The following is a 12292-nucleotide window of genomic DNA, read 5'->3' on the forward strand; positions in this document are numbered from 1 at the left end:
CGGGGCCCCTTCGATTTCTGAGCCTGCCACCGGCGCCACGTACCCTTGCCGATCGTGTCCGGGACAGCTCCGGCGGCGGTCGCCGCCCTCGTGGTCAGTCACGACGGTGCGCGCTGGCTGCCCGTGGTGATCGAGGCGCTGCGCGCCCAGACCAGGGCCCCCGACCGCGTGGTGGCCGTCGACACCGGCAGCCGCGACGAGAGCCCCGACCTGCTCGAGGCCGCCTTCGGGCCCGTGGTGCCCGCCCCGGCCGGCACCGGCTACCCGGAGGCGGTGCGCCGCGGCCTGGCCGAGCTCGGGCCCGAGGTCGAGTGGGTCTGGCTGCTGCACGACGACTCGACCCCCGACGCCTCGGCGCTCGAGGAGCTGCTGGCGGCGGCCGAGGAGCACCCCGGGGCCGACGTGCTGGGCCCCAAGCTGCGCGAGTGGCCCTCGCTGCGCCGGCTGCTCGAGGTCGGGGTGACCATCTCCGGCACCGGACGGCGCGAGAGCGGTCTCGAGCGCGGCGAGTACGACCAGGGCCAGCACGACGAGGTGCGCCGGGTGCTGGCGGTCAACACCGCCGGGATGCTCGTGCGGCGCCGCGTGCTCGAGGACCTCGGCGGGTTCGACGACCACCTCCCCGTCTTCGGCAACGACCTCGACTTCGGCTGGCGCGCCGCGGCCGCCGGGCACACCACGCTCGTGGTGCCCCAGGCCGTCGTCTTCCACGCCGAGGCCGCCCACCGCGGGCTGCGGCGCACCGCGCTGACCGGGCGCCACACGCACTTCCAGGAGCGCCGGGCCGCCCTGTTCACGCTGCTGGTCAACGTGCGCTCGCGGGCCCTGCCCCTCCAGGTCGTGCGCCTGGTGCTGGGCACGCTGCTGCGGGTGCTCGGCTTCCTGCTGGTGCGCTCGGTCGGGGAGGCCCTCGACGAGCTGGCCGCCCTGCTCTCCCTGGCCGGTAGCGCCGGCGACGTGCGCCGCGCCCGGCGCGAGCGCCGGGCCCGGGCCACCGCGCCACCCGAGGAGGTGCGCGGGCTGCTGGCGCCCGCGTGGCTGCCCTACCGCCACGGCCTCGACGCCGTGGGCGACCTCGTCTCCGCGCTCACCGACCAGGCTGCCGACGTCGCCGAGCGCCGCCGGGCCGCGGCCGCCGAGCGCGACCCCGCGGCGTACGCCGCCCAGGCCGGTGCCCGACGGGCCGTCGCCGAGGACGACGACGAGGACGTGCCCGACGACAGCTCGCTGGTGGCGCGCTTCCTGACCGACCCGGTCGCCGTGACGCTGTCCCTGGTGGTCCTGGCCCTGCTGGTGGCCACCCGGGCCGGCTTCGGCCAGGCCGTCGGTGCGGCGCTGGCGCCGGTCCCCGACACGGTCGGCGCCTGGTGGGGGCTGCACCTGGAGTCCTGGCACGCGCTGGGCCAGGGCACCGCGGTGCCCGCGCCGGCCCTCCTGCTCCCGCTGGCACTGCTGGCCACGGTCCTCGGCGGCAGCCCCGCCGCCGCCGTCTCCGCGGTGCTGCTGCTCGCGGCACCCCTGGCGCTGTGGGGCACCTGGCGCTTCCTGCGGGTGGCCGGGCGCCTGGTCTCGGTGCGCGGCGCCCCCCGCTGGCTGCTGCTGTGGGGCTCGGTCACCTACGCGCTCGTCCCGTTGACCAGCGGCGCCTGGGGCGACGGCCGGCTCGGCCCCGTCGTGAGCGCCGCGCTGCTGCCCTGGGCCGCGCACGCCGCGCTCGGCTTCGCCGACCCGGTCGCCGACCGGCGCTGGCGCGCCGGCTGGCGCCTGGGCCTGCTGCTGGGCCTGCTCACCGCGTTCACGCCCACGGCCTGGCTGGTCGCCACCACGCTCGCCGTGGTCGTGGTCACCGCGGTCCTCGTCGTCCTGCCGGGGGCCCGGGGCGACCGCTCGACGTGGGGCCCACAGCTCACCGCGGTGCTGGTGCCCCTGGCGCTGCTCGCCCCGTGGTGGGTCGGCTCGCTGCGGCGCGGGGCCGCCGAGGCGCTGCTGCTCGACCCCGGCCGGCTGCCCGCGGCCGAGCCCACGGGGCTCGAGCTGCTGACCGGGCGCCTGGCCGAGACGGGCGCCCCGTGGTGGCTCGGGGCGCTGCTCGTGGTGCTCGCCCTGCTGGCGCTGCTCCCGCGCGCCACGCGCGCCGCCGTCCTGCTGGTGTGGGTGGTGGCCCTGGTGGCCGCGCTCGTGGCGCTGGGGCTCTCGTGGACCACCCTCGACCTGTCGGTCGGCACGGCCGCACCCGGTGTGGGTGCCCCGCTGGCGGTCCTGGTCGGCGCCCTGGTCACGGCCGCGGTGCTCGGCGCCGTCGGTGCCCGCGGCTCGGTGGCCCGACCGGTCCTCGCCGGGGTGGTCGCGGTGGCAGCCGTCGTGCCCGTCCTGGGCCTGGGCTGGGCCGTCGTCGCCGACGACCGGCTGGCCGACGCACCCGACTCGGGCATCCCCGCCTACATGGTGCAGCGCTCCGAGCTCGGCCCCGAGCACGGCATCCTGGTGCTGCGCGGCGACGTCGCCGGAGGTCTCGAGCACACCGTGCGCCGCGGCGACGGCACCACCCTGGGCGAGGACGAGGTGCTGGCGCTCAGCGGCGAGGACGCCGACCTGACCGCCACCGTGCGCGAGCTCGTCTCGGCGCCCACCAGCGAGACGGTGACGCGCCTGGGCGAGCTGGGCATCGAGCACGTCGTGCTGCCGGCCCCCGCCGACGGCGACGTGGCCGCCGGGCTCGACGCCGCCGGGGGACTGGTGCAGGCCAGCGCGGCCGACCCGGGCACCCGCGCCTGGCAGGTCGACCGGCCGCTGTCGACGCAGGCCCTCGAGGGCGGCACCTCCGCGCTGCACGTCTCGCTGCTGGTCGTCCAGGGGATCGCGCTGGTGACGGTGCTGGTGCTCTGCGCCCCCACCCGCGAGCGACGGAGGCGTGGATGACCAGCACTCCCGCCCCCGGCCGCCGCGCCGGTGACCAGCCCCGCAGTCGTGGCGGGCGCCTCGACCGCGTCCTCGTGGCCGCGGTCGTGGTGCCGGCGCTGACCGTGGCGGCCGCCCTGCTCGCCGACACCGGGGTCGAGCCCCGTCCGGTCGAGCAGCCGCCGCGCGAGGCCGACCTCGACCGCGCCACCGCGGTCTGCCCCGCGGCGACCAGCGACGGCCGGGTCGTCGTGGCCAGCGGCACGGGTGCGCGCGGCGACGTGACCGTCGGTGTCGCGGGCGACGACCCCCAGGAGCTGGAGCTGGGCCGGCGCGGCGCCGGTGCCGTCGACACCGACGACGTCGCGGTGGTCACGGGCGCCGGCGAGCTGGCCCCCGGGCTGGTGGCGCTGCGCACTGCCGGGCCGGGGCTGCGCGCGGTGGCCTGCCACGCCACCAGCTCCGAGCAGTGGTTCACCGGGGTCGGGGCCGGCGCGGAGCACACCTCGGTGCTCGAGCTGACCAACCCCGACGCCGGCCCGGCCACCGTCGACGTCGAGGTGCACGGCCAGTCCGGGCCGGTGGCCGCCGACGGGCTGCGCGGTGTCTCGGTGCCGGGCGGCGAGACCGTCCGGCTGCGGCTGGGCGCCGAGGTCCCCAAGCGCGAGGAGCTGGCGCTGCGCGTCAGCACCGGGCGCGGCCGGGTCGCGGCCGTGGTGGTCGACGCGTTCGTGCCGATCGGGCGCGGCGTCCCCACCAAGGAGTACCTGCCCGGCCAGGAGGCGCCCGCCGAGGTCAACGTGCTGATGGGCCTGCCCGCCGGGGCCGGCGAGCGCGCGGTGGTCGTGGCCAACGGCGGCGACGACGTCGCGCGGGTCCGGCTGGAGCTGGTCACCCCCCGCTCCGTCTTCGCCCCCGCCGAGGTGGAGGAGGTCACCGTCGAGCCGGGCAGCGTCAGGCGCCTCTCGATCGCCGGGCTGCTGGGCAGCGACGCCGCCGCCGACGCGCTGGGGCTGCGCGTGGTCAGCAGCCGGCCGGTCACCGCCACCTTCCGGGCGCGCACCGGCGCCGACCTGGTGCAGTCGGTGCCCGGCGGACGGGTGCAGGGCACGACCCTGGTCCCGGTGCCCGCCGGGGCCAAGCAGCTGCTGCTGGCCGACGCCGACGGCGTGGGGGCGGTGCGCGTCGAGGCGCGCAGCGCCGACGGGGAGCGGCTGCAGCGGCGGACCTACGACCTCACGCCCGAGGTCGGGCTGTCGGTGCCGCTGCCGGCCGACGCGGCCCTGGTCGAGGTGCGCACCGGTGACCTCGACCTCGTGGGCTCCGTCCTGGTCGAGACCGGCAGCGGGTCGGTCGTGCTGCCGCTGCGGCCGCTGGTGCTGACCGACCTGGTGCCCGCGGTGCGGCCCGGGCTGCCCTGAGCAGGCAACAGTCCAGAGGACCGGGTCAGTCGGCGTCGTAGCGCGGGTCGACGTCGGCCGGGTCGCAGCCCAGGAGCTCGGCGACCTGCTCCACCAGCACCGTCAGCACCAGCGCGTGCAGCTCCGAGCGGGTCTCGCAGCGGTGCTCGATCGGCCGCCGGAAGACCACCAGGCGGCTGGGCCGCCCGCCGGAGCCCCGCACCAACGAGGCCAGGGGGACGCTGTCGGGGCTCCAGTCGTCGGGCACCAGAGGGGTGTCCTCGACGGCGAACTCGACCAGCCCGAGCCGGTCGGACCAGCGGTCCTCGAGCTCGGTGACCAGGTCCAGGACCAGGTCGTCGAAGCGCTGGCGCCGGGTGCGCACCGCGACCGTGCCGGGCTCCGCGGGCAGCACCCCGGGCCCGCGCGGCCCCCGGCCGCGTCGGTCGCGGGTGCGCCGGCGGGGAACGGCGGCGTCGGGCATGCCGCGAGCCTAGTCGTCGGTGGCCACCGGGGGAGGTAGCGTCTGCGCCGTGAGTCCCGCCCGCCGCTGCTCCCGCACCGCGTGCGGCCGGCCTGCGGTGATGACGTTGACCTACGTCTACGCCGACCAGACGGCTGTGCTCGGTCCCCTGGCCACCTACGCCGAACCGCACGCCTACGACCTGTGCGAGACCCACAGCGAGCGGCTCTCCGCGCCGCGCGGCTGGGAGGTGCTGCGCCTGGCCCAGCCGGCGCCGCCGGGGCCCACCAACGACGACCTGCTCGCGCTCGCCGACGCGGTGCGCGAGGCCGGCCGGCCGGCGCCGGTGCAGCGCTCGCTGCCCGAGGCCGAGACCGGCCGCGAGACCACGCGACGGGGCCATCTGCGGGTGCTCAGCTCCGACCACTAGTGTTCGGGCCATGGCCGACACCCTGAGTGCCGACAACGTCCACGCGGTCTTCAAGGCCTACGACGTGCGCGGGATCGCCCCCGACCAGATCGACGAGACGCTGGCCCGTGCCACCGGCCGTGCCTACGTGCAGGTCCTGGGCGTCGACTCGGTGGTGGTGGGCCACGACATGCGCCCCAGCTCGCCGGGCCTGGCCGGGGCGTTCGCCGAGGGCGCGACCGAGGCCGGCGCCGACGTCGTGATGATCGGGCTCGCCTCCACCGACCAGCTCTACTTCGCCTCGGGCTTCCTGGGCCAGGCCGGCGTCATGTTCACCGCCAGCCACAACCCGGCGCAGTACAACGGCATCAAGATGTGCCGTGCCCACGCGGTGCCGGTCGGCACCGACAGCGGGCTCGCCGAGATCCGCGACCTGGTGGTGGCCGGTCCCGAGGCCGGCGGCGCGCGCACCGGCTCGATCAGCAGCCACGACGTCCTCGAGGCGTACGCCGCGCACCTGCTCACCCTGGCCCCCGTGGCGGGGCGCCGCCTCAAGGTCGTCGTCGACGCCGGCAGCGGGATGGCCGGGCACACCGCGCCCGCGGTGTTCGGGCGCCTGGGCGACGAGGCGGTCGAGGTCGTGCCGATGTACTTCGACCTCGACGGCACGTTCCCGCACCACGACGCGAACCCGATCGACCCCGAGACCCTGGTCGACCTGCAGGCGCGCGTGCTGGCCGAGGGCGCCGACGTCGGTCTGGCCTTCGACGGCGACGCCGACCGCTGCTTCCTCGTCGACGAGCGCGGCGTGGCGGTCTCGCCCTCGACGCTCACGGCGCTGATCGCGGCCCGCGAGCTCGCCAAGCACCCCGGCTCGACGGTGATCCACAACCTGATCACCAGCCGGGCGGTGCCCCAGGTGGTCGAGGAGCTGGGCGGCCACCCGGTGCGCACCCGCGTGGGCCACTCCTACATCAAGGCCACGATGGCCGAGACCGACGCCGTCTTCGGCGGCGAGCACTCGGGCCACTTCTACTTCCGCGACTTCTGGCGCGCCGACTCCGGCATGCTCGCCGCGCTGCACGCGCTCGCTGCCCTCGCCGAGACCGACGTGCCGCTCTCCGAGCTGCTCGCGCAGTACGAGCGCTACCCGCTCAGCGGCGAGATCAACTCCACCGTCGCCGACCAGGGTGAGGTGATCGCCGCGATCGAGGCGGCGTACGCCGGTCGCGACGGCGTCAGCACCGACCGGCTCGACGGGCTCAGCGTGCTGCACGCAGACTGGGCCTTCAACGTGCGCGGCTCCAACACGGAGCCGCTGCTGCGGCTCAACGCCGAGGGGAAGGACCTGCCGACCATGACGACGGTACGCGACGAGGTGCTCAGCATGATCCGGGGTGCGCGGTGAGCGGGCTCGGGCTCGACCCGGCCCTGCTCGAGATCATCGTGTGCCCCGACTGCCACGGCGAGCTGGGGGAGGGCCCGGGTGTTGGCGCCGGCCCCGAGCTGGTCTGCGCGGCCTGCGGCCTGGCCTACCCGGTGCGCGACCAGATCCCGGTGCTGCTCGTCGACGAGGCCCGCCGCCCGTGACCTGGTTCGACGAGTCCCGCCTCGACGACGAGTCGGCGCTCGAGCGCATCGACCTGCGGCTGCGCACCCTGGCCGAGTCCGGCTCCCGGGTGCGCCGCGAGGCCGGTGACGCGGCGTCGGCGATGGCCGACGCGGTCGAGCGCGCCCGTGACCTGCCGCGGCCGCGTGCGGTGATCGCCGCGGGTCCCGACTCGCGCCTGCTGCGCGCGGTGCTGGAGCCCTGGTGCCCGGTGCCGTTCGTGGCCTGGCCCGGCCACGCCCTGCCCGGCTGGGCCGGCAGCCTCGACCTGGTCGCGGTGCTCGCGCCCGACGGCGGCGACCCCGGCACGGCCTCGGCCGTCGCCGAGGCGTTGCGCCGCGGCTGCCAGGTCGTGGTGGCCTGCCCGCCCGGCTCGATGGTCGCCGAGCACGCCGAGGGCCGGTGGAGCGCGATCCTGCCGACCACCACCCGCGACCCGCTCGCCACGGCCGTGGTGATGCTCAGCTACCTCGAGCAGGTGCGCCTCGGCCCGAGCGCCGACCCCGGCACCGTCGCCGACGCGCTCGACCAGGTCGCCCTGGCCTGCGCCCCACGGCGCGACCTGGCGGTCAACCCCGCCAAGACCCTGGCCATCGCGCTGGCCGACTCCAACCCCCTCGTGTGGGGCGGCAGCGTCCTGGCCGCCCGCGCGGCCCGCCGCGTGGCGGAGTCGGTCCGGCGCTCCAGCGGCCGCGCCGCCATCGCCGGCGAGGTCGACCAGCTGTTGCCGGTGCTCGAGGCCACCCGGCCGCGCGACGTCTTCGACGACCCGTTCGCCGAGACCAGCGGCGACCTGCGTCCGGTCCTGGTCGTGCTCGACGACGGGGTCGACGACCCCCTCGTGCACGAGCAGCGCCAGCAGCTGGAGTCCGCGGCCGCGGAGCGGGGGGTGCGGGTCGAGACGCTGACCTGCGAGGAGGGCGACGAGGTCGCCCGCTACGCCTCCCTGCTGCTCAGCGGCACCTACGCGGCCGAGTACCTGCGCCTGGGCCTCGTCGACGACTGAGAGCAGCGCGACACCCCGCTGAGGTTTGCCCGCCGACGAGCAGCGGGTAGGAACCAGGGATGGCCTCCCGACGAGACCCGTGGTTCGACAACGCCAAGATGGCCCTGGTGACGCTGGTCGTCCTGGGTCACTCCTGGGTGCTGCTGCCCGACACCGTGCTGGTGGAGCACCTCTACGACTTCCTCTACGCCTGGCACGTGCCGGCGTTCGTCCTGGTGACCGGCTACCTGTCCCGCTCCTTCACCTACACCCGGGCCCGGATGTGGGGGCTGGTGCGCACCGTCGCGGTGCCCTACGTGCTCTTCGAGGCCGGCATCGCGCTGTTCCGCATCCACGTGGGGGGCGAGCAGCTCGAGGACCTCTGGCGCGACCCGCACTGGCCGATGTGGTTCCTCTCCGCCCTGTTCTTCTGGCGGCTGCTGACCCCCGTCCTCCGCGACCTGTGGGGCGGTCTGGCGGTGGCGGTCGTCGTCAGCCTGGTCGCCGGCCTGTACGCCGGGGACACCCTCGACGTGGCCCGCATCCTGGGCCTGCTGCCGTTCTTCGTGATGGGGCTCAAGGCCACCCCCGAGCGGCTGGAGCTGCTGCGGGCGCCGTGGGTGAAGGTGGTCTCGGTGGTGGTGCTGGTCGGCATCTGGCTGCTCACCGCGCGCACCGACCAGTGGGCGGCGACCGAGTGGCTCTACTACCGCGCCCGCTACGACGAGCTCGACGTGAGCGACTCCCGCGCGTTCCTGACCCGCGCGAGCCTGCTGGTGCTGGGCACCCTGGGCGCATGGGCGTTCCTCGCGCTGGTGCCGCGCGTGCAGGGCTGGTTCACCCGGATGGGCGCCGCCACCCTCGTGGTCTACCTCTTCCACGGCTTCGCGGTGAAGGGCGCCGGGTACGCCGGCTGGGGCGGCTTCGCCGAGCAGCACCAGGCCCTCGCCCTGGTCGTGACCAGCGTGGCGGCCGTCGGGCTGTCCCTGCTGCTGGCCAGCCCCCCGGTGGCCAGGGTGCTGACCCACGTCGTCGACCCGCTCGGCTTCGCCGGGCACAAGGTCGGCCAGGCCGCCGACGTCGCGGTCGCCTCGCAGCGCGTCGACGACCACGCCGAGGAGGTGGCCGCGCAGGTCGCCGCGCAGGGGCACGTCACGTCCCCGCGTGGGTAGGCTCCTGCTCGTGCAGACCTCCCAGGTGAGTGCCCGTCCCGGAGCCCCGCGATGAGCGGCGGTCTCTTCGCCCTGCTCGACGACGTCGCCGCGCTGGCCCGGCTGGCCGCCGCGTCCGTCGACGACGTGGGGGCGGCCGCGGGCCGGGCCAGCATGAAGGCCGCCGGCGTCGTGGTCGACGACACGGCCGTCACGCCGCAGTACGTGCAGGGCGTCGCAGCGGAGCGCGAGCTCCCGATGATCCGCAAGATCGCGGTCGGCTCGCTGCGCAACAAGATGCTCATCATCCTGCCGGCGGCGCTGCTGCTCTCGCAGTTCCTGCCCTGGCTGCTCACCCCGATCCTGATGCTCGGCGGCGCCTTCCTGTGCTACGAGGGCGCCGAGAAGATCTGGGAGAAGGTGAGCGGGCACCACCCCGAGGAGCCGGCCGCGGACGCCGGCGAGGTCCTCGACCCGGCGGCGGCGGAGAAGAAGATGGTCTCGGGGGCGATCCGCACCGACCTGATCCTCTCGGCCGAGATCATGGTGATCAGCCTCAACGAGGTCGCCGACGAGCCGTTCTGGTCGCGCGCCGTCATCCTGGCCGTGGTCGGTGTCGGCATCACCGCACTGGTGTACGGCGTCGTGGCGGTCATCGTGAAGATCGACGACATCGGGCTGGGCCTGGCCCAGCGCAGCTCGGCCACCGCCCAGCGGGTCGGGCACGCGATGGTGGCGGCGATGCCGCGCCTGCTGGCCGTGATCGGTGCCGTCGGCACCGCCGCCATGCTGTGGGTCGGCGGGCACATCCTGCTGGTGGGCGTCGACGAGCTGGGCTGGCACGCGCTCTACGACCTGGTCCACCACCTCGAGGAGGCCGTCCACGACGCGCTCGGCGCCGCCGGCGCCGTCGCGGCCTGGCTGGTCAACACCGCTGCCTCCGCGCTGCTGGGCCTCGTGGTCGGTGCGGCGGTCGTCGCGGTGCTGCACCTGCGCCCGCGCCGGGGCGCTCCCACGAATTCCTGATCCCTCCGGGGCCGACCTACGCTGGTGGGGTCCGCGTGGGAGATCCCGACGATGCGCAGATGCGCGACGCAGACCTGCTCCAGACGCTTCGAGGAGACAACAAGATGGACTTCAAGGTCGCCGACCTGTCCCTGGCCGACTACGGCCGCACCGAGATCACCCTGGCCGAGCACGAGATGCCCGGCCTGATGGCGATGCGCGAGCGCTACGGCGCGGACAAGCCGCTGGCGGGTGCCCGGATCGCCGGTTCGCTGCATATGACCATCCAGACCGCGGTGCTCATCGAGACCCTCGTGGCGCTGGGCGCCGAGGTCCGCTGGGCCTCGTGCAACATCTTCTCCACCCAGGACCACGCCGCTGCGGCGGTCGTCGTGGGCCCCGAGGGCACCCCCGAGGACCCCCAGGGCGTCCCGGTCTTCGCCTGGAAGGGCGAGAGCCTCGAGGAGTACTGGTGGTGCACCCAGCAGATCCTCGACTGGCCCGCGGACACCTACGCGAACATGATCCTCGACGACGGCGGCGACGCCACGCTGCTGGTGCACCTGGGCACCGAGGCCGAGAAGTCGGGCCAGGCGCCCGACCCGGCCACCGCCAAGAGCCACGAGCAGAAGGTCGTCTTCGAGGTCCTGCAGTCCTCGCTGGCCAGGAGCGACGAGCGCTTCACCAAGATCGGCAACGAGATCCGCGGCGTCACCGAGGAGACCACCACCGGTGTGCTGCGCCTCTACGACATGATGCGCGAGGGCTCGCTGCTCTTCCCGGCGATCAACGTCAACGACTCGGTCACCAAGTCCAAGTTCGACAACAAGTACGGCTGCCGCCACAGCCTCGTCGACGGCATCAACCGCGCCACCGACGTCCTCATCGGCGGCAAGGTCGCGGTCGTGTGCGGCTACGGCGACGTGGGCAAGGGCAGCGCCGACTCGCTGCGCGGCCAGGGCGCCCGCGTCATCGTCACCGAGATCGACCCCATCTGCGCGCTGCAGGCCGCGATGGACGGCTACCAGGTCACGACGCTCGACGACGTCCTCGACGTCGCCGACATCATCATCACCGCGACCGGCAACAAGGACGTCGTCTCCGTCGACCAGATGCGCCGGATGAAGCACAACGCGATCCTGGGCAACATCGGCCACTTCGACAACGAGATCGACATGGCCGGCCTCGAGTCGTTCCCCGGCGTGCAGCGCAAGAACGTCAAGCCGCAGGTCGACGTGTGGACCTTCCCGGCCACCGACGAGCGCGACGAGTCCTCGATCATCGTGCTGTCCGAGGGCCGCCTGATGAACCTGGGCAACGCGACCGGTCACCCCTCGTTCGTGATGTCGAACTCCTTCACCAACCAGGTGCTGGCCCAGATCGAGATCTTCACCAAGCCCGAGGAGTACCCGGTCGGCGTCTACGTGCTGCCCAAGCACCTCGACGAGGAGGTCGCCCGGCTGCACCTCGGGGCGCTCGGCGTGAAGCTCACCGAGCTCTCCGGCGACCAGGCCGCCTACCTCGGGGTGGACGTGGCCGGTCCCTACAAGTCCGACCAGTACCGCTACTGAGGACACCAGACACCGACGCACGACTCTCCCTGGCACCACGACCGGCTCCCGCGCCGGCGTGGTGCCGGGGTGCAGGATGGGGAGCATGAGCGAGGCAGCCAGCCAGAACGAGTACGCCACCAAGGGGCGCGTGCTCGTCGTCGACGACGACGCCTCGCTCGCCGAGATGCTCACCATCGTGCTGCGCCAGGAGGGCTTCGACAGCCGCATGGTGACCCGCGGCGACCTCGCGCTCGAGGTCTTCCGCGACTACCGGCCCGACGTGGTGCTGCTCGACCTGATGCTGCCCGGCAAGGACGGCATCGACGTGTGCAAGGAGATCCGCGCCGAGTCCGGGGTGCCGATCGTGATGCTCACCGCCAAGGGCGACACCGTCGACGTCGTGGTCGGCCTCGAGTCGGGCGCCGACGACTACGTCGTCAAGCCCTTCAAGCCCAAGGAGCTCGTGGCGCGCATCCGCGCCCGCGTGCGCCGCAACGACACCACCTCGCAGGCCGAGACGCTCACCATCGCCGACCTGTCGATCGACGTGGCCGGCCACCAGGTCTCCCGCGGCGGGCAGGCGCTCAGCCTGACCCCGCTCGAGTTCGACCTGCTCGTGTGCCTGGCCCGCAAGCCCTGGCAGGTCTTCACCCGCGAGGTGCTGCTCGAGCAGGTCTGGGGCTACCGCCACGCCGCCGACACCCGCCTGGTCAACGTCCACGTGCAGCGGCTGCGCTCGAAGATCGAGCACGACCCCGAGAACCCGGAGGTCGTGGTGACGGTGCGCGGCGTCGGCTACAAGGCCGGGAACGCCTGAGG

The 12292-nt window shown here is 74.7% G+C and carries 11 protein-coding genes; 10 read left to right on the top strand and 1 reads right to left on the bottom strand.

Features of this window, described 5'->3' with window-relative positions:
• Positions 1-54 precede the first annotated feature (54 nt).
• Together OCU29_RS10655 and OCU29_RS10660 are read left to right on the top strand one after the other, a co-directional pair.
• On the top strand, positions 55-2919 hold the full coding sequence (locus OCU29_RS10655) for a glycosyltransferase family 2 protein (RefSeq protein WP_261819908.1): 2865 nt from the start codon (positions 55-57) through the stop codon (positions 2917-2919).
• Positions 2916-4319, top strand: coding sequence for a DUF5719 family protein (locus OCU29_RS10660; RefSeq protein WP_261819909.1), 1404 nt, complete (start codon positions 2916-2918; stop codon positions 4317-4319). The genes OCU29_RS10655 and OCU29_RS10660 overlap by 4 nt, the downstream gene beginning before the upstream one ends.
• A gap of 25 nt (positions 4320-4344) precedes the next feature.
• On the opposite strand, the gene OCU29_RS10665 is transcribed toward OCU29_RS10660, so the two are convergent.
• On the bottom strand, positions 4345-4782 hold the full coding sequence (locus OCU29_RS10665; protein ID WP_179613944.1) for a metallopeptidase family protein: 438 nt from the start codon (positions 4780-4782) through the stop codon (positions 4345-4347).
• A 49-nt stretch (positions 4783-4831) separates the two neighbouring features.
• Here OCU29_RS10665 and OCU29_RS10670 point away from each other — a divergent pair, with 49 nt between their 5' ends.
• The 8 genes from OCU29_RS10670 to mtrA all read left to right on the top strand — a co-directional run bounded on the left by OCU29_RS10670 (position 4832) and on the right by mtrA (position 12290).
• Positions 4832-5191 carry a DUF3499 domain-containing protein gene (locus tag OCU29_RS10670; RefSeq protein WP_179613943.1) on the top strand — a complete coding sequence of 120 codons (360 nt, stop codon included), beginning with the start codon at positions 4832-4834 and terminating at the stop codon, positions 5189-5191.
• Positions 5192-5201: 10 nt separating this feature from the next.
• Positions 5202-6578, top strand: coding sequence for a phosphomannomutase/phosphoglucomutase (locus OCU29_RS10675; RefSeq protein WP_261819910.1), 1377 nt, complete (start codon positions 5202-5204; stop codon positions 6576-6578).
• On the top strand, positions 6575-6760 hold the full coding sequence (locus tag OCU29_RS10680) for a Trm112 family protein (protein ID WP_179613941.1): 186 nt from the start codon (positions 6575-6577) through the stop codon (positions 6758-6760). Before OCU29_RS10675 ends, OCU29_RS10680 begins: the two co-directional genes overlap by 4 nt.
• Positions 6757-7785, top strand: a complete 1029-nt coding sequence (locus OCU29_RS10685; RefSeq protein ID WP_179613940.1) for an SIS domain-containing protein — start codon at positions 6757-6759, stop codon at positions 7783-7785. The genes OCU29_RS10680 and OCU29_RS10685 overlap by 4 nt, the downstream gene beginning before the upstream one ends.
• 59 nt (positions 7786-7844) lie before the next feature.
• The gene (locus OCU29_RS10690; protein WP_261819911.1) at positions 7845-8936 is read left to right on the top strand and encodes an acyltransferase family protein; all 1092 of its coding nucleotides are present in this window, start codon (positions 7845-7847) and stop codon (positions 8934-8936) included.
• Between the two features lie 51 nt (positions 8937-8987).
• Complete coding sequence (locus OCU29_RS10695) at positions 8988-9941, top strand: DUF808 domain-containing protein (protein WP_179613938.1); 954 nt, start codon at positions 8988-8990, stop codon at positions 9939-9941.
• A gap of 59 nt (positions 9942-10000) precedes the next feature.
• Positions 10001-11491 (top strand): adenosylhomocysteinase, encoded by a 1491-nt coding sequence (gene ahcY / locus OCU29_RS10700; protein ID WP_306799019.1) that lies wholly within the window; start codon positions 10001-10003, stop codon positions 11489-11491.
• A gap of 85 nt (positions 11492-11576) precedes the next feature.
• The gene (gene mtrA / locus OCU29_RS10705) at positions 11577-12290 is read left to right on the top strand and encodes an MtrAB system response regulator MtrA (RefSeq protein WP_179613937.1); all 714 of its coding nucleotides are present in this window, start codon (positions 11577-11579) and stop codon (positions 12288-12290) included.
• The last annotated feature ends 2 nt before the right edge of the window (positions 12291-12292 follow it).

Origin of the sequence: Nocardioides sp. OK12 (assembly GCF_024341885.1) — a bacterium.
Lineage (GTDB): Bacteria > Actinomycetota > Actinomycetes > Propionibacteriales > Nocardioidaceae > Nocardioides > Nocardioides marinisabuli.